Genomic DNA, 22,059 nt, shown 5'->3' on the forward strand with positions numbered 1-22,059 from the left:
GCCTATCGCCTATAACCCCTCGCCCAGCCCGGGTTGTGCTGGTGGGAAATCGAACCTAGCCCGCGCGGCCCTTCTATCACGTCGTACAAACCAAGCTGTCGCGCGCACCTGTCACAGGCATGACTGGCCCGAAACAAACGTAGGAGCGAGCGTAGCTCGCGATGCGCCGCGCGGGCGGCGCTCGATCTCACAGGCGACGAATCCCTATCGCCAAGACCTCGAAACCCAAACACAGACCCAAGCCTTCAAACACCGGCTGCACCGCCTTGGCCGAGTCCACCCCATGGTCATTGCTCAACAACAGATCACGCCAGGTGCCCTTGGCCAGTTCCAGCGCCTTGAGGTTGGTCGCAAACGCCCCTCTCAGCCGCGTGGGCAGGTGCACCAGCGCATCTTCAAACCATGCCCGAACGAACGGCGAACAACGGTGGCGCGTACAGGAGAATCAGGTAAGCCTTTTGTCATCGCGTCGCGCCTTGATTCACTGGGGCCGCCATAAAACGAAGCAGCGGGACACAAAAAAGCGGCCCTGGGGTATCAGCATTGTTCAAATGATCGTGCCACCTGCACTGGCCTCTTCGCGGGTAAACCCGCTCCTACAAGGGACCGCGCCAAGCCTGAGGCCAGCGCTGCACTTGAGCGGGTTTACCGGCGAAGAGGCCCTCAAGCCTGATCACGGCTGCTGATTCTGGCTCAAAAACTTGTCCACCATCGCCGTGCCTTCCCCCGCATCCCCCGCCACCTGCCACAGCCGCCGCTCGATCCCCTGCGCCAGCAAGTGCCCCACCGCCGCTTCGATCGCCGACAGCACGCACAACTGCGCCGGTTCATTGGTGGTATACCCCACCTCGGCCTCCAGCAGTTTCTTGAACTCGATGAACTTGAACACCCCGGCACTGCGCCCTACCGAGTAGATGGTCTTGCTGGTCATCACGTTGGCCAGCACCTGCCCGGTGCGCACGTCCACGGCGCGCAGGTTAACGGTGACCTGGTCCACCCGGTACTCACGGGAAATGTCGATCCCCAGGTAGCGGGCGCCCTCGCCGCCGCTACGCACGTTGGTGTCGTAGGCAATGATGCCGCCTTCGAGCATCAGGTTGGCGGCTTGCAGCGGTGGCAGCTCGCCCATGATGTTTTCCGCCACATCAGGCTTTTTCTGCGATGCACGGATGATCTTGCGCTCGGTCAGCAGGTTCTGCAGCCCTTCACGCTCCAGCACCACGAACCAGCCGCTGGCACTCAGTGCGTCCATCAACATGCTGGCCGCGCCCTGGGTGACGCTGGTGGAGAACGAACTGGCCGGGGTCGGCTTGTACTGCCCGGTCTGGTCGCGGAAGCCGTACACCACGGCCATCAGCCGGCCTTTGGGCCGTGGCATGTTGATCAGGTCGTAGTAAGTCGAGGCCCGAGGGGTCAGGGTCGGGGTTTCCGAGTCCAGTTCAGCCGACATGGGTTCGCGCAGGCTGCAACCACTTTGCAGGCCCAGGGCGGTGAGGATCAGCAGCGTGCTCAGCAGACGTTTCATGGTGTTCTCTCCCCAACATAAAAGCCCTTCCCTCTCAGGGGTTCAGGCCGCTGACCTCAATGATCGAAATTTCTCCTGTGGCACGATCGGTGACCTTGATGCTCAAGGCCCCGGAATCGTCGATGACGTCGATGAGAAACGCATCGGTCGCCATGCTGCCGGTGTTGCCGTTGCTGATGTTGTCCAGCAACTGCGACAACATCCGCGACTCCAGCTGGTTGCTGAACCGCTCAAGGGCTGTGGTGCCGGTAAAGGCCGAGGCACGGTCCTTGAGGTCCGGGTCGTCGTAGTCGTTCTGCGCCTGGGCGTTGTTCAACAGCCAAGTGCCGTTCAACGGGTTACCGCCAAACGCCGGGTTGACCGGGGTGTACACCAGCTCGGTGGCCTGGGAAGCACAGGCGCTGGCCAGCAGGCAGGCGGCAATGCAACGTGGAATACGGTGGTTCATAGCTCGTCCCTCTCCAAGTCGGTGGTGTCCTGTAACAGGCGTTGCAGCTTGCGTTGAATGATCTGCTGCTTGACCAGGTCGGCGGCGGCGACGGCCTCGTCTTTGAGCTCGGTGGTGTTCGGTGGCAGGAACCGGCGGTACACCACTTCACGCTCGAACTCCACCGTCACCAGGCTGCCCCAGCGGGCATCCGGGCGTTCGCGTACCACCAGGTTGAAGTCCAGGCGGCTGGTGGCACGCAGGCGGTCGGCGAAGTAGTAGTAAAAGTCGTGGCCGATGTGCGAGATGGTGTTATCGACGATAAAGCCCTGCATCTCGTCTTCGGCACCCGCCTTGGCGCAGGTGGCCACCCCTGCCAACAGCAGCAGGCCTAGGCACAGCGCAGCCAGGCGCTTCATGGCGTATCTCCCGGGCCCGCATTCATCTGCACACCGCGTGCACTTTCGGTAAAGGCCTGCTCGGCGACGAACTGCCAGTCGCTGTAGTGTTCCAGCCCCTCGAATCCGCTCCATTCGGCGCTGAAGCCACTGCGCTTGAAAGGGGTGGCGTCCGAGCGGCTGTAGACGCCAGTGATACGGCCGTCGATCGAGCGCAGCAGGCCCCACTCGTCGCTGTTGCTGATCGGGTCAGGGTAAAGCCTGCGGATGTGCCGTTTGGCCTGCGGGAAGCGGTTGTCCTGTAGCAGGTCGGTCAGATCCTGGGGGTACTGGGCCAGCCCTGGCGAGGCGCGGTAGTAGCTGCGCAAGGCCTGGGCATACTGGCCGCCAACCCACAGCAACTGGCGTTCGCGGTCGCGCTGGGCGGCGCTCGCCCAGATCGTGCCGGTGGCGGCCAGGGCCACGCTGCTGACCGCAATCAGCAGCAGCACACCCAGGTAGGTGAAGCCGCCACTGGCCTTACCATTCAGCGAAGAGGCTGCCATCACGCGCCCTCCCTGTGGCACCGCTCTTGATATCGGCCACGCCGCCGGCCACGCCCTCGGGCGGTGGCACCAGCTGCCAGGCATCGCTGCGCTCGGTGATCGGGTCGACCGGCGTGTTGCGCAGGTAGCGCTGTTCCACCAGCTGTTCCAGTGAATCGGGGTAATGGCCGGTGTCACCGTAGTAGTGGTCCAGCGCCTCGCGCAGCACTGCCAGGCTTTGACGCAGGGTGGCCTCGCGCGAGCTTTCCAGGCTGTTGAAGTAGCGCGGCATGGCAATGGTCATCAGCGTGGCGATGATCGCCATCACCACCAGCAGTTCGATCAGGGTGAAGCCTTTGCTGCGTTTCATGGCTGTCACCATTGCCCGTAAGGGATGTTGTTCAGGCCTTTGCCGCGGGCCCTGGAATACACGTCGAACACGTCTTCGCCTTCGCGCGGGTTGTCTGGGCTGCTGTCATAGGCGCGCAGGCCCCAGCCGCCTTCGTCTTCATCCTTTGCCGCCACCAGCGGGTCGTGCGGGATGCGCCGCAGGAAGTAGAACTTGGCGCCTTTGGCACTGCGCACATCGCGCACGCCCTCTACCAGCACCTGCAGGTTCGGCGGATAGCCACTGCTATCCACGCGCTTCTCGATGTAGCCGGCGTCGAAGGCCCGCTTGTAGGCATCGATGGCGTCGCGAATCTGGTACAGCGCCTCGCGCAGTTGCTGCTCCTTGCCGCGGCGTACCACGGTTTCGGTCAGCGGCGCGGCCATGCTGGCGAGCAGCCCGAGCAGTGCCAGGGTCAGCACCACCTCGATCAGGCTGAAGCCGTGCATGGGGCGCCGGGCTTTCATGGCCGTGGGCTCCCGTTGGTCGGGACGACCGCCATCTGGCTGTCCACGACCGGTGCATCAGTGGCCGGCGCGTTACCGGGCATGTCCATCGGCGGCAGTGGCGCCATCTGGCGCACCTGCATGGCCGACTCGGTGCCAGTGGGAAACTCCATGTCCGACGGGCTCTGGTACGGCAGGTTGCGCACGATGCGCGGGGTGATCGCCAGCACCAGCTCACTCTTGCTCATGTCGTCCTTGTTGCTGCCAAACAGCCGGCCCAGGCCAGGGATGTCGCCAAGGCCAGGGATCTTGTTGCCGCTGGCGTTGTGGTCGTTGCGCACCAGGCCAGCCAGCACCTGGGTTTCGCCATCATGCAGGCGCAGGCTGGTCTGCGCGTTGCGGGTGTCGACCTGAACCGGAATGGTGCCCTGGCGCGTGGCTTCCAGCGGCGTGGCATTACTCACCTCAAGCGCAACCTTGATTGCCACTTCATTGTTCAGGTGCACGGTGGGCTGCACTTCAAGCTTCAGGCCGACGTCCAGGTAGGTGACGCTCTCGGTAATGACCGGGCCTTGGGTCGACGGCACCGAGGTGGCGCTGATGATCGGTACCCGCTGGCCGATGTGGATGCGCGCCTGTTCGCGGTTGCTGACGCGGATCACCGGGCTGGCCAGGGTGTTGATGTCTTTGTCCTGGGCGTTGATCTTGGCCTGCGGGGACGGAGAAATGCTGATGCGGCTGGAGTCGATGCCCCTCAGTTGGTCGAGCACACTGACCGGTTTGCCGTCGTTGCTCAGCACACCAAAGGTGTTGGGCCATTGCAGGCCGAGGTCAAGGATCCGCGAGGTGGCCACTTCCATCACTTCCACCTCCAGCACCACCTCGGGGTTGGACTGGTCCTGCGATTGCAGCAGCTTCTCGGCCATGCGCACGGCGTCCGGGGTGTCGCGCATGGTCAGGGTATTGAGGCGCTCGTCAACGAACACGTCACGGGTCTTGAGCATGGTCTTGACCATGTTCAGCGCGGTGTTGGCATCGATGCTGGTCAGGTAGAAGGTGCGCATGACCAGTTCCTGGTAGTCCTTGGTCTTCTGCGGCGAGTCGGGGTAGACCATCACGGTGTTGTCGTTGACGATCTTCTGGCGCAGCTGGTTTTGCTCCAGCAGCAGCGCTATCGCGTCCTCGATGCGCACCTCGCGCACGAAGATGGTGGCCTTCATGTCCGGGCGCAGGTCCTTGTCGAAGATGAAGTTGATGCCGGCCACCTGCGACAGCACTTCGAAGATGGTCTTCAGGTTGGCATCGCGAAACTCCAGGGTTACCGGCCGCTCGAGCTTGCTGCGCAATTGCGGGTACGGCTGCGCGGTGCGTGCCTGCACGTTTTCGATGTCGCTGCGCAGGGTCATGCCCTTCTGATTCTGCGGGTCCAGACGCAATACTTCGCGCATGTAGCGTTCGGCACCGAACAGGTCGCCCTGGCGCAGCGCTGCCTGGCCAAGCGCGACGCGTTCGTCCAGGGTGCGGATCAGCTCCAGCTGGCGAATGCCTTCCTGGGCACGGCGGTTGTTCGGCTCAAGGGTCAGCACCCGGCCATAGCCCATGCGGGCGTTGGCGAAGTCGTGGCGGACGCGGTCGCTGTCGGCCTGGGTAATCAGGGCCTCGACAGCCGCCTGGCGGCTGTGGGCCAGGGCGATGTTCAGCTCTGTGTCACGCGGGTCGTCGCGCAACGCCTCTTCCAGGCGGGCGATGCCGGCTTCGTACTGGCCCTCCTTCATCAATTGATCGCTGTCCTTGCGTACCGCGCTGGAGCCGCAACCGGCAATGGCCACGCACAGCGCAACGAGCAGAAACGGAGCAGGCTTGCACAGCTTTGACGACATCATGGTGCGCTCCCGACAGACAAGGTCTGCGACTGGTGCAAAGGCAGGTAGACCAGGTTCAGCTCGCTGGCCGATACCCGATCGAGGCGATAGGTGTCTTCGATCACGTCGCCTTGGCGCACGACGTAGAGTTTTTCGCCGCTCTGCAGGAAGACCTGCAGGTCGTCGCGGTCACCCATGCGGCCGATGAATTCAAATGGCAAGGCTGGGGCGGTCGGAGCGGGTGCCAGTACTGGCGCGACGACCACGGGCTGTTCGATGACCGTGGCCAGGGCTTTGGGTTGGGTCCATTGCTGGGTTGGGAACAGGTCGCGGGAAGCCTGCTCCGGCCCTTTCGCGGGCAAGCCCGCTCCCACAATGGGCGCAGCGCTTTCTGTTGCAGGAGCGGGCTTACCCGCGAAGGCCGCGACGCCATCGTCCTGGCCAAACCAATGGTCCGGTGCCCAGGCCAGCGCCGCACTCACGCCGAGGAAGCCGACCCAGATGACTGCACGTTGTGTGTTCATCACGACCTCGACAGGTAAAGGGTCATGCGCAGGCGGGCATTGAGCTCGCTGTCGCCGATGCGTTTGCGTTGCAGCTCAAGGTCTTCCAGTACCAGGGTCGGCAGTTGCTTGAGCAGGCCTTTGATAAAGCCGCGAATCTGCGGGTAGCTGCCGCGCACAGGCAGCACGATCTGATAGCGGGCCAACTGGGTCTTGGGGTCGATGCCCAACGCGTATTCACCACGGGCCAAGCTGATGCGCTCGGCGCTGGCCAGGCGGTACAGACGCTCGATCAGTTCGCTGGCCTGGGGCTGCCCGGGCAGTTGCTGGCGCAGGCTGTCGAGGGCCTGCTGCTCGGGCTGGGCCGCAATCTTCAGCTCACCCCGCTTGACACGCCCTACCTGTACGCTGGCCTGCGCTTCGGTGGCGCGCAGTTCGCGTACGCTTTGCCATTGCGGCAGCACACCGGCACACCCCACACCAATGGCGAGCAGACCTACGGCGACCGCAGCCAGGCCTACCGGGCCGACAACGCGCAGGCGCTCATGGAGGATCAGGCTGCTGAACGATTCAAGGGCGCGCATGGCCGGTCTCCCAGGTGGCAGTGAGGGTGAAGCGCACCGGGTGCTCGGGCCGCGCAGCGAGCACCTCGTGGTTGAGCAACGACACGTCGCTGAGCTCGTCGCTGGCTTCCAGCCGCTGGTGGTACTGCAGCATCGCTTCGAGGTTGCGCGCCTCGGCGGCAATGCGCACCTGGCCCTTGCGCGCATCCGGCGTCAGAGCAAGCAGCGCGACGTCGTCCTGCGGCATGGCTTCAAGCATGGCGAACAGTTGCTGCCAAGGGCGCTGCAGTTGCTGCGACACACTGCGCATCTGTGCCAGGCGCTCAGCCTGCTCCCGGCTGGCAGCGCTGTTTCTGGGTTCGGCGCTGGCCGGGCGGCGGCCCAGTTGCAGTTCCAGGCTATGGACGCTGGCTTCCAGTGCCACTTGCTCGGTCTGCAAGCTTTGCTGCAGCAGCACCAGGCCGGCGACCATGGCGCTGGCAAGGACGAGCAGCGACCAAACCAGCGGTCCGCTGCGCCGTGGCTGAAATTCCAGGTCGAGGCGGCGCATGTCAGGCCACCGCCCGCCACATGGCGCACAGCGGGTCGGCTTCACTGGCCGGCTGGCACAGTTGCACGGCCGCCAGTTGCGGCATGTCGCAGCGACCCGGGGCATGCAGGTACACCCGTGGCAGGTGCTCGCCGTACAGCTCACAGGTACGCTCGATCAGTGCTTGCAGGGCCTGGTCGCTGTCAGCGCAGCCTTGTGCCAGCACTTGCTGCCAGGCACCACCGGCGGCCAGCAGCAATACACTGCGGCGCGGCTCGGCCAGCACGAACAGGAAGTCACCCTGCTCCAGCTGTGACCAGCAGCGGTTGTAGGCAGCCATCAGGTACGGCTGCACCGAGCGCAGGCTCAGGCGGCTTTCCTGGCCCAGTGCCTGCAGCCGTTGCAGCAAGGCTTCGGGCAGTGCCGTGGCGATGCGGGCCGCACCGGCAGGCTCGGGTGACAGCACGATGCGCCAGTCGTCCAACGGCTGCCCGTAGAGGTTTTCGAAGCAAGCACGGGCATAGGCGTCCAGCTCGCGAGGGTGGCCAATGGCGTCACTCCAGGGCACCAGGCAGAAGCGGCTGTAGCGGGCGGACAGCAGCACCCGCAACTGGGCACCCCGCACCGCATGCTCGGCCAACAGCGCAGCAAGTGCATCGACGGCAGCTTCCCAGGCCGATTGGGCGACGTCGCTACTGAACGCACGGCTGCCCAGCCATTGGTGGTGGTTCTTGTGCCAGCGACCCAGGCCGACACCCTCGGCGCCCACTACGGCGCAGTAACGGTCAGATGAATGTGACACGGTTGATCTCCTCAAGGGTGGTGCGGCCATCGCGGACCAGGTCCAGGGCCGAGGCCCGCAGCAGGCGCAGGCCGCGCTGGCAGGCAAGCGTCTTGATCTGCGCCAGCGGGCGGCGCTCGACGATCATTTGCCGCAGGTCGTCATCCAGGTGCAGCAGTTCGGCAATGGCACTGCGGCCGCGGTAGCCACTGCCACGGCACTGCCCGCAACCCTTGACGCGGACGAACGTCCAGCCGGCCACACCCTCGCGGGTCAGGCCTGAGCCATACAGGGTGTCGTCATCGTGTTCGCAGGGCGTGGCGCAGTGCGGGCAGGCTAGGCGAATCAGGCGCTGGGCCAGCACCGCGTTGAGCGCGGAAACGAAGCTGTAGGGGTCGACCTGCATCTGGCTGAAGCGGCCAATCACGTCAAACACGTTGTTGGCGTGGATGGTGGTGAACACCAGGTGGCCGGTGAGCGCCGATTGCACGGCAATCTGGGCCGTGTCGGGGTCACGGATTTCACCGACCAGGATCTTGTCCGGGTCGTGACGCAGGATCGAGCGCAGGCCGCGGGCGAAGGTCAGGCCCTTCTTCTCGTTGACCGGGATCTGCAGCACGCCGGGCAGTTGATACTCGACCGGGTCCTCGATGGTGATGATCTTGTCCACGCCATGGTTGATCTCGCTGATCATGGCGTACAGGGTGGTGGTCTTGCCGCTGCCTGTAGGGCCGGTGACCAGGATCATGCCGTAGGGTTCTGCCGCCAACCGGCGCAGGGCGCGCAAGGTTTCGTCGGCAAAGCCCAAGGCTTGCAGTTGCACGCCGCTGACCCGGTCAGACAAGTCCTGCTTGTCGAGCACCCGCAGCACGGCATCTTCACCGAAGATGCTAGGCATGATCGACACCCGGAAGTCGATTTGCCGGTCGCCCACGGCCACCTTGAAGCGGCCGTCCTGGGGTACGCGTTTTTCGCCGATGTCCAGCTCGGCCATGACCTTGATGCGCGAGATCACCTGGTCGGCGAAGGCGCTGCCACTGGCCTTGCCAGCACCGTTGAGCACGCCGTCGATACGGTACTTGATGGTCAGGCCCTGACCGGTCATGCCCAGGTGGATGTCGCTGGCGTGCAGCTTGAGGGCGTCGTACAGGGTGGAGTTGACCAGCTTGACCACGCGGCTCTGGTCTTCGCTGATACTGGCCAGCGACAGGCGTTGCAGCGGGTCACTTTCGCTGCTGGCTTCGGCGTCGTGGTCAAGGGCATCGACAGCGTGGAAGCTTTCTTCATGACGGGCCAGAAAGGTGGCCAGGTCGGCGGCGTGGGCCAGGTAAAGCGGCGCGCCTTGCAGTACGTCGTCGATCCAGGCCAGGCGGGCGTGGTCGAAGGGGTCGGCGAACACGCCCAGCAGTTGGCCGCCTTGCTCGATCAGCACACATTCGCGCTTGATGCACTGGGCCAAGGCCACCTTGTCGAAGCGTGGGGTGCTGGCCAGCAGGCTGTGGCTGTCGAGTACCGGGTAATGCAGGGTCAGGCCCAGGCGCTGGGTGAAGGTGTCGGGGGTGTCGCAGGCCAGGCGTTCCAGGCAGTCGAGCAGGCGCTCGTCAGTGGCTTGCAGACGGGCCTGGGCCAGCAGTTCGCGGGGGTAGGCGGAAATTTTTGCCGGGTTCTTCGCGGGCATACCCGCTCCCACAGGTACATCACAGGTCTGTGGGCTGCATACATCCTGTGGGAGCGGGCATGCCCGCGAAGACGTCGGTGCAGGCTTTGCAGATTCCGGGGTTGCATCGAATGCTTCTGGCATGGCCTGCGACTCCGCTCAGGGGCGCGTCGCAGGCTGGCTCTACCAGGGGTGCGGGCGCCGCTATTCCCCTGTGAGCAGTTGATCGTCGTCGGGCTCTGGTGGCTTGGCGCCATTACGGCGGCGGTCGGCCAACACCCAGCTTCCATCGTACAACTGCAGGGGGAACGATTCGTTCCTGTTCTGGCGTCGTTCGACGAACCCTTCGGCCGGGTTGTCCGTGGCCCTGCGCCGGCGCTCAATGCCCAGCAGGTCGAAGATCGCACGCGCCAGTTCCATCAGTGGGAACGGCTTGAACAGGACGTGACTCACACCGAGTTCGGCGGCCCGCTCACGCACCTCGACGGTGGGGTGGGCGGTGATCAGCACGAAGTGGCATTGCCTGTTCTTGCGTACAGCCTCCAGAACCTGAAAACCTTCCATGTCGGGCAGGCGGTAATCCAGCACAACTACTTGCGGTGCCAGGCTTTCAGCCTGTTCGATACCACTGGCACCGTCGTGGGCAACATGAACTTCCAGGCCTTGCGCCTGCAGGTACGCTTGCAGGTTCTGCGCAAGAGTCTGTTCGTCATCGACTACCAATACTCTGTTCACCAAGGTCGACTCCCAAATACTGCCCGGTTCCCCGGTCTGCGAAGTACGCCCTTGTAGAGACTGGAGCAGGCTTCGTGCCAGGCGTGAATAGTCATGTTGCACCACTGTAAGTCGCTGATTTTACTAGAGCGCTGGCCAGCAACCGACATACGCTGAGCGGGCGCACCCCACCCGTTCCCCACAAGCGGGGGAAATGATGGCATATTGCCAAGTCTTAATTCCCCAGGATTGGGGCAAGCGCCCTCAACGGTCTCAGTTGGCGATCTCCACTTTAGCGGACTCGCGCAAACGTTGGCGCACGGATTGGCGCGCCTGCGCCTCCCGCTGACCGATGAGCGTTGCCCTGGCCAACGCCAGACCCTGTTCGCGTATGACCGATGGATTATCACTTTGGTTCTGCGCTCCTTGCAGTCTCTCCTGGTTGGCATCATAGAATGCCTCCACTTCGCCCTGGCTCGGCGCGTCGACTGCGCTGAGCTGGGCGTACACCTGCTGGGCCGCCATCTCATGCCGGGTGTACTCAGTGTACTGTGCCCTATCGAAGCCTGCCTCTGCCAGCCGCCTTTCGAATAACGCCGGGCTGCCAAATGCCGCTTCCACCTCGCCAATCTGCGCCGACACTTGTTCATCGCTGATGGCTATGCCTTGGCGTTGCGCTTCCTGCCACAACAGCTCCTTGTCGATCAGCTCGTCCAGCGCTTGGTCACGCAGGCGTTTATACAGGCCTGGATTGCGGATGCTGGTCACCGCCCGACCCTGGGCGTCCAGGTACTCGCTGAAGTAGCGCTCCAGGCGCATCAACCCGATCTCGACACCATTGACTCGCGCCGCCGGCACATCGGCCCAGCTCGCTCTGGTCAGCACCAGCAACAGGCACAACCATACGATACGCATGACAACCTCCGCTCAAGGGCTGACCGGCACTGGCCGGTAGGGGGTGACCGCAGTAAAGCGCGGCCCGGGCAGGGTCACGGCCACCACGTGGGCACCTGCCATGCCCTGGCGGCGACCAGGGCCAAAGCCCAGTGCCGGGGTCAGGCCGGTGGGCACATCGTGCAGGCCTTCGAGCGCAGCAATCAGTTGCTCGCGGCTGGCATCACGACCAATCTGCTTCAGCGCTTCGCTCAACAGGCGCAACGCGCACAGCGTATTGACCTGCAATGACGCCTGGCGCGGGTCCAGGCCCTGACGCTGCTGCAGCCCGGTAAGCGCAGCCAGGCCTTGCTCGGTCCAGTCCTCTGGCACGTAGGGATAGGCCAGAAACAGCCGTTGCGACCACTGCGCCGGCAAACGCGCCACAGCGCCGGCCACCTGACTGGAGGCGGCAAACAGGTAAGGCTCGCGGCCGGCCACCTGCAACGCCGTGGCCAACTCGGCAAAGGCCTGGGCGCGGCCAAGAAAGACGATGCCCTGCCCGTCCACGGCCTGGCCGTCGAAAGCCTGGATAGCGGGTGGCGCCCAGCCCTGCTGTCGTAAAAGCTCGCGTACCTGCTCGGCCAAGGCTGCGTGCTCGTTACCGGCAAACACTACACGTAACTCATCCGGGGCCAGGCCCAGCGCTCCACGGGCATGCTCTGCCAGGCTCAGCAACTGCTCGGGCAAGCCGGGTAGCGGGTCGAAGATCTGTTCGCTGCCGCCGCTGCGCGGGGTGCTGCCGACCATCGGCACGTTCTGTGGCGCCAGCAAGGTCGTCAGGCGCTGGTCGAGCATGGGCGCCAATGGCGCGATCAGGGCAAACACCCGCTTTTGCTCAAGCAACTGATGCAAGGCGCGTTCGGCACTGACCGGGTCGGCACCTGGGTCAAGCACTACCAGTTCCACGCGCCGCCCGTGAATGCCGCCTTGCTGATTGAGTTGATCCACGCCGTCTTCCAGCACGGCACGCACTACCTGACCGGCTTCGCCCAGCGGACCGCTCGCGGGCAGCAGGGTGCCAAGGCGCAGCACGCCCTCCTCCACACCAGGGTCGCGTTCTTGGGCCAAGCGCTTGAGATAGGCGGTGAGGTTGCGCTGGTCGGCCAAGGTCAGTTCGAAGCGTGGCATGGCCGGGTCCAGGCGATTGCCTGCCGGGTCGATGCCCTGCTGGATGGCCCGCGCCAGGCTGCTGTCGGTATAGGCCGGATAACGACGGCCGTTGGCCTCACGCATGCCCTGGCCGAGTGCCAGGCGTTGCCAGTCGAGGCCTGGGGGGCGCACACCGCCTTCGGCTCGGCCACGGCCGTCGTTGCCGTGGCAACTGGCGCAAGGCAGCACGCTGGTGGGGACTGTGATGTCGCTGGCGCCTACCCGGGCTTGCAACTGAGCATCGCTACTGGAAACGCCCTCACGGTAAAGGCGTTTGCCAGCTTGTTCGTGATCGGTCAGGTCCAGGGCCAAGGCTGAGGTCGAAGATGCCATGCCAAGCGCGCATGTGAGCCATATCGCAAGCCCTTTCGCGACGCAAGGCGGCGCCCACAAAAGCTGATGCCACAGACGCCAATTCCCCAGGCGGCCCATGATACTCACCGACCTGCCAGCGGCTGAGTCAGCAGCTGCATGCGCTGGGCAATGGCCGCTGGCGGTGCATCCGGGCGAATCTTGCTCCAGCGTTTACCTGCAACATCACCGGCAATCAGCTGCGTCGAATGCTGCTCGGGACTCGGCAGGAACTGCCCTATACGGCCAAGCACCAGGTCGACATTGGCCTTGTCGCCAGTCAGGAACAACCAGTTCGGCCCATCCACCCCCTGCTTGGCGGCGAACGCCTTCAGCGCCTCGGGGGTGTCGTTCAGCGGGTCACTGCTGATCGACACGAAGGTCACCTGGCCGGCCAGCACTGGCCCCATGGCCTCGCGCACCTCGCGCAGCTTACGGGTGATCAGCGGGCAGGCATCGGTGCAGTGGGTGAAGATCACGTTGAGCATCACCACCTTGTCCTTGAGCACGTCACTGTAAAAGCGCAGCTCGCGGCCATTCTGGTCCTTCAGCAGGGTGTCGGTGAACCAGGTCCTGGCGTCGCGGGTGCCGCCACCACTGGCCATCGCCTGTGGTGCCGGCTGCGGCTCGGGGGGTTGCGGACCATGGCCTTCGTGGGCGAACGCCACCGACGTGAGGATCCACAGGCAGCCACCCAGCACCAGCCAGTCGAAAGCACGCATGCCAGCGCGGTGGGTGCTTGCAGTGCTCATGGTTGCACCTCGTGGTGGTCGGCAATGGCGGTGCTCTTGGCATGTACCCGGCGGGCACTGAGGCGGTTGATTTCCTCGATCAATACAGCCGGGTCGGTGAAGCCGTAGTAACGCGTCCAGTGCCCGCTACGCCCGTCACCCACCAATATCAGCGGCGGGTGCTGGCTGAGGTCGGCGTTGAAGCTGCCCAGCCCTTTCAGGGTTTCAGTGATGGCGTAGGGGGTACCGGTCAGCCAGCTCCAGCCCGGCCCTTTCTGGAATGCCTTGGCATAATTTTGCAGGCGCTTGGCGTCGTCACGCTGGGGGTCGACACTGATCGACACCATGCGAATCTCTTCGCCTACCCGGCCGCCCAGCTGTTGCTGGACCTTGCCCATGATCGACGACACCACCGGGCACACCGTGGTGCAGCTGGTGTAAATGAAGCCCATGACCACCAGATGGTCACTCACCAGGTCTTTCTCCAGGCGTACCGGCATGCCGTCCTGGTTCAGCAGCGAAACATCGGCAAAGCGCACGCTGGTCTTTTCCTGATGCGCCGCCGGCGGTTGCCCGGTGTGACCGTCATGGTCGTGACCGGCGTGAGCCATCGCCAGGTTGCTGGCAAATGCCAGACTCAGGGCCAACAGTGTGCAAGCATGCTTGGCGTTCATCGCACATTCCTCACGTCAGTCTGGGAAGCGTTGGTTGCAGCAGCCGGCAGGACGCGCAGGCTGGTGTAGTTTTCTTCGGCAAACTTGCGCCCCAACGAGGGCGACTGCACATGCAGGTACCAGGCACCGGCCTCAGGCAGGTTCAGCGCCGCCTGGTAGACCCCCTCGCCCACCTCTTGCAACTGCAGGTTGCGCGGCATCGACGATGGCGCCAGGAAGTAGCGCAGGCTCAAGTCGTTCAGGCCCAGGCGCGGCTGCCCGTCGTCACCGACAATCCGCACTCGCGCGGTGAAGTCGCTGTGCTGCGGCAGCGGCTGGTCGAGGCCGATGAACTCGGCACGCGCGCCTTTGGGTTTGCTGGCATTGGCCCCTGCGGCCACCTCGGTGCTGAAGCAGTGAATGATCTGCGGCTGGTTGAGCAGGAAGGCCACATCGAACTTGCCGGCGATGGGCAGCTTCACCGTCGAGCCATACACGCCGGGGGCCACTTCCCGCAGGCTGCGGTCAACGACGAGGGCGGCGCGGGCCTGGTGGCCGCGGTTGTTGTAGCCGGACATCGGCGCATTCATGCCTTCGGTGTAGAAGTAGGTGTTGTTGTCCACCGGGTTGACCACGAACACCGAATTATCATCACGCGATACCGACAGCCCTTGGGCCAGTGGCAGGTCACCGGCCTGGCGCGGCGCTGCCGGGCCGGCCTCGAAGCTTTGCACGATTGGCGAGCGCCCCTCTCCCAGGCTGGCCAGATTGATCATGCTCACTCTCGGTGAGGCCAGGCCCCGCACGTAGGCATAGCCTTTGGTGAACGTCAGCTGGTACGGTTCGGCCGCCACTGGAACGTGGTGGATCAGCTTGTCGGTACTGGCGTCTATGACCAGGGCCTGGTTCTCCAGAGTATTGAGCACGATGCCGTAGCGGCCATCCTGGCTGAAGCGCATCGGCCCCAGGCCCTGCTCGGCCTGGACCGTGTGGCGCAACTGGTGGCTGCGGGCATCGAACACCCTTACGCTGCCTTCCTCGCCATCGACCACGTACACGGCCTGGGACAGCGCCGAATAGCTGACCGACAGCGGGTGTGGGCCCACCTTGATGGTCTTGGCCAGGCGCATTTCCGGGATGTCGATGACACTCAGGGTGCCGCTGTCGCGATTGCTGACGTAGGCATAGCGCGAGTCGGCGCTGAAGGCGATTTCGTGGTGCCCGGTACCGGTGTTGAAGTGCTTCAGGACGCTGCGCCCCGGCACGTCGATCACTGTTACCCCGCCTTTGGCCGGGTCGCTGCTGTTGTTGCCGACCCACAGCCGAAGCTGGTCCGGCTGCAGGGCCACGCGCAGCGGCTGGTCACCGGCATCCAGGTCGGCCACGCGGGTGAAGGTCTCGGTATCGATCACCGAGACCTTGCCCCGCTCTGGTATCGACACGAAAACCTGCTTGTCATCGCTGATGGCCGCCCAGTCCATGGGCCGGCCTGGCAGCTCGATGCGGGCCATGGTGCTGGTTACGCCCCCCACCGACACCGTCGGGTCGATCACGGTGAGGCTGGCGTCATTGTTCAACATCAGCAAGAAGTAGCTGTTCAGGTCGAGCAGCGGCCGGGCCCCGATGCTGCTCTTGAGAAACAGCGCAACCCGCGCCTTGCAGCTCTGCTCGCGGTCCCCCGCCGGGGCCGACTGCACAGGGTCGATCCAGGCCCCCGGGGCCATGCCCGACAGCGGTTGACCACTGGTCTGGTCGCTGAGCTTGAAGCGGATATTGGCGAAATCGCCCTCCTTCAGTTCCCCTCCGGCCAATGGCCGGGCCTCGAACTCCACGGTCACGCCGTCCCGGCTGAGCCGGTGCAGGGCCTGCGGATTGGCCCGTTCCTGCAACAGCTCGCGCGGGTCGCACCATAGCTTTTCGTACGCCACGCCCAGGCCGATCAGCGCTACCCCCAACACTACCCCCAGGTAAGCAGGGCGAGTCTTTTTGTTCATGCTCGCGTTCCCCTTCCGTCACTGCGCCGGGGCCGTTGCCGGCGGCGCTTCGTTGGTCACCCGCAAGATCCCCCACAGCCCCGAAAGGTTGCCGTAGGCGGCGTAGTCGCGGAACAGGTAGTCACCCGCCACCGCGTTGGCACCGCCGGCACTCGGCAGCATGAAGCTGAAGTGCGCCGCTGGCAGTACGCTTTCCTGCGCGCCGATGTACATGGCCATCGGGTTGTAGCCAAAGCGCACCGAACCGATACCAGGCATGCTCATCGGGTAACCGTCCGCATCGCTCTTCTCGGCCTGGTAGTTGTGCAGTGGCCATACGTGCCCGTCCAGTTGGTAGACCATGCCGCGGCTGCCACCACTGGGCATCACGATATGGTTGCGCACCGGTTGCCCTGGCTTGGCGTACAGCACCGGGGTTTGCGGGTCGCCACCGACCAGGGCGTTGGCGTAGGCCATGTGGGCGTTGGGTACATCACCAAAGCCCAGGCCATTGGCGCGGCCGAATGGCGAGTCGGGCGCCATGCCGAAGCGCAGCCACAACGGTTCGGTCTTGTAGTTGACCGCCATGTTGCCGTTGTCTTGCGGGTCACCGGCAGCGCCGTTGCCTTCGACATTGATACCTTCTACCGGACGACCGTCGGCCCAGCGCATGTTCAGTGCGCGCTGCCACACCGTGACGAAGTCGCGGTAGTCCGGCTGGCCACTGACCTTCACCGTGGCCTGGGTACGGGTAGCAGTATCCTCGGTCCAGGTGGCGGTTTGCGGCAGGATGCTCATGGCACCCACCAGACCTTTCTGCGGTTGTTTGATGAAGTCTGACGGGGTCAGGTTGAGGCCACCGAACTCGATAGGCGTGGTCTTGATGTTGTCCACTGTGCGGCCCAGTTGCGACACCGGTTTGCCTTCACGCTCCAAGTGGCCGGCGTAGTACTGGTACTCCTTGGTCGGGTAAGCGCCGCTGGTGCCGGCACGCGGTGGCACGGTCTGCACCGGGTTCAGGCCAACGTTGGCACCGTCGGACTTGGTGATGTCGTAGGCCAGCAGCTGCGCATGCAGGCCCACGTGGCTGGACGGCCGCATCAGGTTGTTGGCAAACGCGGTGGAGCCTTCGCTGTCGAAGCGGTCACGCTTGACCACGTTGTGCATCACTGCAGTGCTCGACAGGTCTGGCATCACCAGTGGCAAGCGGTTCTCCAGGGTGATGCTGATGCAGTCGCCGGCATTGGCGCGCAGTACCAGGGGCTCTACCGGAACACCCGGCTTGAGCTTGCCGGTGGTGGCGTCGAGGTCAGCCTTGCGCACGTACAGGATCGCGGTCGGGTCATGCAGCGGCGCACTGTGGCCACCGATGGTGAAGGTCGCCCCATCTTCAGGGTCTACCCCACTGACCAGCGGGATGGCGGTTTTGCGGCTGTTGAACACCAGGGTGCCACCGTCGGCCTTGAGCGCGCCTCCGACATGCTGGCCGATGCCCGCCGGGTCATTGATGCTGACGCCGTTACGGTTTTCGAGGATGTCGTTGGCCAGCGCCGCGACGATCTCGTAGTTGCGCTTGACCGTGGTGCGGGTGCCGATGCCGTTGGGGTTGGCCGTGGTTTTCGGGCAGATGCCGTTGAAGTTCACGGTGTTGCGCATGGCCACCGGCTGCGGGTTGTTGGGCAGCGGGAACAGGTCGGCACGCTGCGCGGTGTAGTTGCGCATGATGCCCCAGATACCGTTCCAGTAGCCTTCCAGGGCGGCGTCCAGCGAGTACAGGTAGTCGCCGTTGGTGGCTGCCGAACTGGAGATCATCGACACAGGCGCCATGAAGCCCAACTGCTCGGAGATGCCGATCATTTGCGACGACTTCCAGCCCGAGTTGGAGCTGTTGCCAAAGCCAGAGCCATTCTGCAGCCATTTCACGCCGTGCAGGGTGACGTTGTGCTCCTCTTCGTGGCCACCGGCGTGCATGCGCAGGCGCACGTTGTCACCGGAATAGGTTCGCAGCAATGGGGTGAACGGGTCGCCCGGCTCGGCGCCGGCCGTGTTGATATGTGGCGGGAACAGCGTGGTGCCGCCGGTGGGGCCGACTGCCGAGGTGATCGCCGATGGCGACAGGTTCATCGCCGGGATAGCGCGGTCGGTACGGGTTTGCAGGGCATAGCTGAGGTCGCCGGCCAGGCCGTCGGCCTGCATGCCACGCTTGCCGTCCGGGCCGACCTTGTTCGGGTCGTACACGCGCAGGGCCAGCGGCTCGTTACGGTAGTTGACGACGAACATCCCCGGGTCATCCACCGAGATCGCCTGCGGGCATGGCCGGCTTGGGCAGCCAGGGTTGATACCACCACGTTCCTCGACGATGGCCTCAAGCAGGCTCGACGCCTTGCCACGCACGGGCGGGTTGATGGCGTAGCGGAAGCTGTCGGCCGTGGCCGGGTACGACTGGGCATTGGGAATGCCGTCCGGCCCTGCGCCTACATACACGCCGGCTTCATAGGCATGCTGGAAGTCGCTGTACTCCAGGAAGAACTCGCGGTAGCTGTCGTTCTTGCCGTCGCCATCGTGATCGCCGGTCTGGATCACCGCCTGCCACGAGGTCGGGCCGCCGTCCTGGCGCGTGGCCGGGTTATACAGCTGCTCGCCGGTTTCGGCGTGGTACCAGGTAGAGCCGGCCGGTTCGGCCAGCACGGTGGCATACAGGCCCACTTGCTGGTGGGTCGATGGGCCAAGGTGGTCATGGGTGAAGATGGTGCCCAGGCCACGGTCGACGTTATGCACGTTCACCAGCGGGTCGGCGAACCAGCGCTGCATGGCTGTACGTGCGCCCAGCCAGTCGGCGCGGCCAAAGCGGCCGAAGTACGGGTGCTGCCTGGCTATCGGGCAGGCAGCAGTGCCATCGCGACTATCCCCTTCGGTGCAACCGTTATAAGTACGAATGGCATGCACGCGCTCGACCACGCTACCGGGCGAAAGAATGCCGTCTTCGTAGTTCCAGCCGTTGGCCGAACCGTCGGCGGCGGTCAGGTCCCATTTGGGCAGGTGGATGTGCTGGCCGATCACGTCGGTCGGGGTGCGCACCTGGTAATCGTCCATCTCATAGATGTTCGGGATTAGGTTGGTGTGCTGGTACATCGCGCAGTCGAAGGTGTTCATGCGCATCACCAGCGGCTCTGGCGGGCGCTGCTTGGTAATGACCGGCCAGGCGTCCTCCCACAGGGCGATGATGCGTGCCTGCGGGAAGTGGTAGCCCACTTTGTTATACACCGCGTCGAACTGGATGTTGGCCCCTTTGTAGATGCGTGGGCGGTCGGCAGTGAAGGCCGAGGCGCCACGGAAGTTCACACCCGTCAGGCTCTCTCCACTGTTGAACTCACCGACCCCGGAGGACTGCGTCAGACGTTTTCCACGGTCATCCATGCAGGGCTCGTAGTACGGCGCACCCGCAGTCGGCAAGGCGCCGTTGGTGCGGAACGCCTTGGCCACTGGCTGGTTACCGGGAATCAGTGCATAGCTGGGGTGTTCACCCATGGCGTGGAACTGCATGGCTGCCTGCTCCACATCGGTGCCCTCCTCAGGCAGGTAGATGGGCTTGGCCTTGTGCACGACCTTGGTGAAGTCCAGTTTGGTGGTGGTGGTATCCGCTACGCCACCGGCCGACACACCGTCCAGTGCATGGCGCCCAAGGCCGCCGTCCCAGCCATCGACCTGGTTCGCGTCCAGGTTGGCCCACAGGGCTTTACCGCTGTCTTTCAGTTGCCGGGCCAGGGCCGGGTCGAGCATGTCCAGGGGCGGGGTTGGCGGGCGATTGCCGACGCTGCTTTCCATGCCACCGATCCAGAACGGGTAGCCTGGGTTTTTCAACGTGCCGTCGGCATTTCGGTTGGCCTCGGTGCGGTCGACCAGCGCCAGCGAGCCCACGGCCTTGCGCACGGGCGCCTCGCCGGCAGGCTCGTCATCGTCTTCGTGGTCATCATCGTTGGCGGCAACCAACGTTTCGGAGAGCTTGGGCACGACCACGACTTTGCCGGGCATGGGCGGCATGGCCTTGCCGGGCAGCGGCACGATGGCCGGAATAGGCGTACCGGCAATGATCTCGCCATCGGGCAGGGCTCGGGCGCCAACGGCCGGCTTACCGCTCCGCAGTGCGAACGGGGTACTGTGGAAGCCATTCTCGCCCTCCCCGCTTACCTCCAGCCGCGTGCCTTCTTCGAACACGTCATGCACCCGCCACATGGCCCACATGCCTTGGGCGAAGTGCGGGTAGAAGTGACAGTGGTAAATGGCATCGCCGGCAACACGGTTGCGGTTGCCCGAACCGCCGTTGGCGATTTCGTAGGTGTAGCCGACGCCAGCGCCGATGCCTTGGGCATCGATGTAGTCGGAGTTGTCGTCATTGGGGTTGAACAGCCACTGATGGCCGTGCAAGTGGAAGATGTGCTGCTCGTGCCCGTTGTGGGTGTTGCGGAACTTGGTGAAGTCACCGATATAGCTGTGGTGCACGTTGGCAGGCTCTGAGGGGTAAAGGGCCATGCTGGCCTTGACCCCGACGGCACTGGCCGGCGGCACTTCGCCCGGGCGGATGTGTTCCAGGCCGACGTTGGCCGGTACATCCACCAGGGTGCCTATATCACCGACCGTGTGGGCGCTGAGGAAGAACTCTTCATAGGCACACGACAGGCAGTCGTGCATCGGCCCCACCCCCAAGCGGTTGGCCACCACTTCGGCACCCATGCCACCAGAGCCGTAATTGATCATGAACGCATCGCGCGCCGGCTCCAGCACGTGGCCCATCACCGGGTCGGCCCAGTAGCCAGGGAAGGCCTGGGTACCGGCAACCTCGTCGGCGAACTGCGAGGCGAAATCACGGAACGCCTCCAGTCGGTTGGGCAGCGCCGGGTTGCGTTTGCCCGTGCTTTCCAGCGGGTAAGTAGAGCTGGGGAAGCTGCCGTCGGGGTTGGGCCCCATGACGATGGCATCGGTTTCGCTGCTGATGATCTCGTTGCCGTTGACCATGGCAATGATCGGTTTGCCAGCCTTGCCTTCGGCGATCCACGGCTCGACCTGCGGATAACGGGCTTCGTAGTCGATCACGGGCTGGCCGGTGGCAGTTCGACCGGTGGTGGCCAGGCGCATTTCTTCTTCGGTGAGGGTATTGCGGTAGGTACGGCCCAGTTTGGGCACCACTACCACCTGGCCGAACAGGCCATTGGAGACGTTGCCCGCCGTGCCCTCGCCGCCGAACGTAGCGGCTTTGCTGGTGGCGGCGAAGGCGCCTTCGCGCTCGGCATACAAGGTGTAGCTGCGGGTGCTGCCGGGGTTGACGAAGAAGTTGCCGTTGCGCCCGGTATAGGCGGAAATATCGGCAATGCTGTTCACCGCCTGCATACCGTTGACCTGGAAGCCGACCATGCGCTCGGCCACCTGCTCGTCGGCGACAAAGCCTTCGCCGCCTTCGTTTTCAACCTCCGGCGCCTCTGCCTCACCCTCGGGCACTTCGGCCTCGATACCGTGCTTGTTGGGGTTCGCCTTGTAATCCAGCAGGTTGGTGAGGTTGACCGTCAGGCAGTCACCGGCCGCCACGCGCAGCACGATAGGCCGCGGGCGCTTGTCCGGGCGCAGGGTAACCTTGCCCGGTACTGCGGCCCCGCCCTTGCTGAGGGGGACCTGCTTGTCGTCCACCACATCCTCACGAAGGGCAAACATCATGCCGTTGGCGTTTTGCGCGCCAAGGCGGTTGAACATCAGTGGCTGATCCAGTGCCACCACGTTGGCGACCAGGGTGCGCTGGCACTGCACAGCCGCCTCGCTGGTTGCTTCCCAGCCAAGCAAGGCCAGTAAAAGTGACGACAGGATGGGGCCTTTGAGCGGCGTCGACATGCTGCACCTCCGGGACACAGGATCTCTGCGAGGAGCTGGAGCAAGGTGTGTGCCAGAAGAAAACTTCCATAT

General features: G+C 64.3%; 19 protein-coding genes and 1 pseudogene. All 20 read right to left on the minus strand.

From position 1 onward, the window contains the following. Positions 1-187: 187 nt before the first annotated feature. Positions 188-425, minus strand: a pseudogene (locus tag ACE4QZ_RS14635) (hypothetical protein). A 248-nt stretch (positions 426-673) separates the two neighbouring features. Then, positions 674-1,525 carry a CsgG/HfaB family protein gene (locus ACE4QZ_RS14640; RefSeq protein ID WP_021785597.1) on the minus strand — a complete coding sequence of 284 codons (852 nt, stop codon included), beginning with the start codon at positions 1,523-1,525 and terminating at the stop codon, positions 674-676. Positions 1,526-1,559: 34 nt separating this feature from the next. Beyond that, positions 1,560-1,973 (minus strand): curli assembly protein CsgF, encoded by a 414-nt coding sequence (locus tag ACE4QZ_RS14645; RefSeq protein WP_021785598.1) that lies wholly within the window; start codon positions 1,971-1,973, stop codon positions 1,560-1,562. Beyond that, positions 1,970-2,371 carry a curli production assembly/transport protein CsgE gene (gene csgE / locus ACE4QZ_RS14650; protein ID WP_021785599.1) on the minus strand — a complete coding sequence of 134 codons (402 nt, stop codon included), beginning with the start codon at positions 2,369-2,371 and terminating at the stop codon, positions 1,970-1,972. Before csgE ends, ACE4QZ_RS14645 begins: the two co-directional genes overlap by 4 nt. Continuing rightward, complete coding sequence (locus ACE4QZ_RS14655; RefSeq protein WP_021785600.1) at positions 2,368-2,895, minus strand: type II secretion system protein; 528 nt, start codon at positions 2,893-2,895, stop codon at positions 2,368-2,370. The genes csgE and ACE4QZ_RS14655 overlap by 4 nt, the downstream gene beginning before the upstream one ends. Next, positions 2,870-3,244, minus strand: coding sequence for a type II secretion system protein (locus ACE4QZ_RS14660; RefSeq protein ID WP_003247965.1), 375 nt, complete (start codon positions 3,242-3,244; stop codon positions 2,870-2,872). The genes ACE4QZ_RS14655 and ACE4QZ_RS14660 overlap by 26 nt, the downstream gene beginning before the upstream one ends. Before the next feature lie 5 nt (positions 3,245-3,249). After that, a complete protein-coding gene (locus tag ACE4QZ_RS14665; protein ID WP_021785601.1) occupies positions 3,250-3,729 on the minus strand; it encodes a type II secretion system protein in 480 nt (159 codons plus the stop codon). Continuing rightward, entirely contained in the window at positions 3,726-5,591 is a 1,866-nt protein-coding gene (locus tag ACE4QZ_RS14670; protein ID WP_021785602.1) for a secretin N-terminal domain-containing protein, read from the minus strand. Before ACE4QZ_RS14670 ends, ACE4QZ_RS14665 begins: the two co-directional genes overlap by 4 nt. Then, positions 5,588-6,094: a hypothetical protein gene (locus ACE4QZ_RS14675; protein ID WP_021785603.1), complete on the minus strand. Its 507-nt coding sequence runs from the start codon at positions 6,092-6,094 to the stop codon at positions 5,588-5,590. Before ACE4QZ_RS14675 ends, ACE4QZ_RS14670 begins: the two co-directional genes overlap by 4 nt. After that, positions 6,094-6,657, minus strand: a complete 564-nt coding sequence (pilO, locus tag ACE4QZ_RS14680; RefSeq protein ID WP_021785604.1) for a type 4a pilus biogenesis protein PilO — start codon at positions 6,655-6,657, stop codon at positions 6,094-6,096. Before pilO ends, ACE4QZ_RS14675 begins: the two co-directional genes overlap by 1 nt. After that, positions 6,644-7,186, minus strand: a complete 543-nt coding sequence (locus ACE4QZ_RS14685; RefSeq protein WP_021785605.1) for a hypothetical protein — start codon at positions 7,184-7,186, stop codon at positions 6,644-6,646. Before ACE4QZ_RS14685 ends, pilO begins: the two co-directional genes overlap by 14 nt. A gap of 1 nt (position 7,187) precedes the next feature. Further along, positions 7,188-7,967, minus strand: a complete 780-nt coding sequence (locus ACE4QZ_RS14690) for a hypothetical protein (RefSeq protein WP_021785606.1) — start codon at positions 7,965-7,967, stop codon at positions 7,188-7,190. Further along, positions 7,951-9,624 (minus strand): GspE/PulE family protein, encoded by a 1,674-nt coding sequence (locus tag ACE4QZ_RS14695; RefSeq protein WP_021785607.1) that lies wholly within the window; start codon positions 9,622-9,624, stop codon positions 7,951-7,953. The genes ACE4QZ_RS14690 and ACE4QZ_RS14695 overlap by 17 nt, the downstream gene beginning before the upstream one ends. Before the next feature lie 183 nt (positions 9,625-9,807). Then, positions 9,808-10,341 (minus strand): response regulator, encoded by a 534-nt coding sequence (locus tag ACE4QZ_RS14700; RefSeq protein WP_021785608.1) that lies wholly within the window; start codon positions 10,339-10,341, stop codon positions 9,808-9,810. Positions 10,342-10,590: 249 nt separating this feature from the next. Beyond that, on the minus strand, positions 10,591-11,232 hold the full coding sequence (locus ACE4QZ_RS14705; protein WP_021785609.1) for a SurA N-terminal domain-containing protein: 642 nt from the start codon (positions 11,230-11,232) through the stop codon (positions 10,591-10,593). Positions 11,233-11,244: 12 nt separating this feature from the next. Beyond that, entirely contained in the window at positions 11,245-12,735 is a 1,491-nt protein-coding gene (locus tag ACE4QZ_RS14710; protein ID WP_031322896.1) for an ABC transporter substrate-binding protein, read from the minus strand. Positions 12,736-12,839: 104 nt separating this feature from the next. Then, positions 12,840-13,505 (minus strand): SCO family protein, encoded by a 666-nt coding sequence (locus ACE4QZ_RS14715; protein WP_021785611.1) that lies wholly within the window; start codon positions 13,503-13,505, stop codon positions 12,840-12,842. After that, entirely contained in the window at positions 13,502-14,158 is a 657-nt protein-coding gene (locus ACE4QZ_RS14720) for an SCO family protein (RefSeq protein ID WP_021785612.1), read from the minus strand. The genes ACE4QZ_RS14715 and ACE4QZ_RS14720 overlap by 4 nt, the downstream gene beginning before the upstream one ends. Beyond that, positions 14,155-16,131, minus strand: coding sequence for a cytochrome D1 domain-containing protein (locus ACE4QZ_RS14725; protein WP_021785613.1), 1,977 nt, complete (start codon positions 16,129-16,131; stop codon positions 14,155-14,157). The genes ACE4QZ_RS14720 and ACE4QZ_RS14725 overlap by 4 nt, the downstream gene beginning before the upstream one ends. A gap of 18 nt (positions 16,132-16,149) precedes the next feature. Then, entirely contained in the window at positions 16,150-21,987 is a 5,838-nt protein-coding gene (gene mnxG / locus ACE4QZ_RS14730; RefSeq protein WP_021785614.1) for a manganese-oxidizing multicopper oxidase MnxG, read from the minus strand. Positions 21,988-22,059: the final 72 nt, after the last annotated feature.

The sequence above is a fragment of the Pseudomonas sp. DCA-1 genome, assembly GCF_046523955.1.
Classification (GTDB): Bacteria; Pseudomonadota; Gammaproteobacteria; order Pseudomonadales; family Pseudomonadaceae; genus Aquipseudomonas; species Aquipseudomonas putida_Y.

Coding starts and splice junctions, on each gene's coding strand:
- ACE4QZ_RS14640 (WP_021785597.1), bottom strand. CDS start 1,525: ATGAAACGTCTGCTGAGCACGCTGCTGATCCTCACCGCCCTGGGCCTG.
- ACE4QZ_RS14645 (WP_021785598.1), bottom strand. CDS start 1,973: ATGAACCACCGTATTCCACGTTGCATTGCCGCCTGCCTGCTGGCCAGC.
- csgE (WP_021785599.1), bottom strand. CDS start 2,371: ATGAAGCGCCTGGCTGCGCTGTGCCTAGGCCTGCTGCTGTTGGCAGGG.
- ACE4QZ_RS14655 (WP_021785600.1), bottom strand. CDS start 2,895: ATGGCAGCCTCTTCGCTGAATGGTAAGGCCAGTGGCGGCTTCACCTAC.
- ACE4QZ_RS14660 (WP_003247965.1), bottom strand. CDS start 3,244: ATGAAACGCAGCAAAGGCTTCACCCTGATCGAACTGCTGGTGGTGATG.
- ACE4QZ_RS14665 (WP_021785601.1), bottom strand. CDS start 3,729: ATGAAAGCCCGGCGCCCCATGCACGGCTTCAGCCTGATCGAGGTGGTG.
- ACE4QZ_RS14670 (WP_021785602.1), bottom strand. CDS start 5,591: ATGATGTCGTCAAAGCTGTGCAAGCCTGCTCCGTTTCTGCTCGTTGCG.
- ACE4QZ_RS14675 (WP_021785603.1), bottom strand. CDS start 6,094: ATGAACACACAACGTGCAGTCATCTGGGTCGGCTTCCTCGGCGTGAGT.
- pilO (WP_021785604.1), bottom strand. CDS start 6,657: ATGCGCGCCCTTGAATCGTTCAGCAGCCTGATCCTCCATGAGCGCCTG.
- ACE4QZ_RS14685 (WP_021785605.1), bottom strand. CDS start 7,186: ATGCGCCGCCTCGACCTGGAATTTCAGCCACGGCGCAGCGGACCGCTG.
- ACE4QZ_RS14695 (WP_021785607.1), bottom strand. CDS start 9,624: ATGCCCGCGAAGAACCCGGCAAAAATTTCCGCCTACCCCCGCGAACTG.
- ACE4QZ_RS14705 (WP_021785609.1), bottom strand. CDS start 11,232: ATGCGTATCGTATGGTTGTGCCTGTTGCTGGTGCTGACCAGAGCGAGC.
- ACE4QZ_RS14710 (WP_031322896.1), bottom strand. CDS start 12,735: ATGGCATCTTCGACCTCAGCCTTGGCCCTGGACCTGACCGATCACGAA.
- ACE4QZ_RS14715 (WP_021785611.1), bottom strand. CDS start 13,505: ATGAGCACTGCAAGCACCCACCGCGCTGGCATGCGTGCTTTCGACTGG.
- ACE4QZ_RS14720 (WP_021785612.1), bottom strand. CDS start 14,158: ATGAACGCCAAGCATGCTTGCACACTGTTGGCCCTGAGTCTGGCATTT.
- ACE4QZ_RS14725 (WP_021785613.1), bottom strand. CDS start 16,131: ATGAACAAAAAGACTCGCCCTGCTTACCTGGGGGTAGTGTTGGGGGTA.
- mnxG (WP_021785614.1), bottom strand. CDS start 21,987: ATGTCGACGCCGCTCAAAGGCCCCATCCTGTCGTCACTTTTACTGGCC.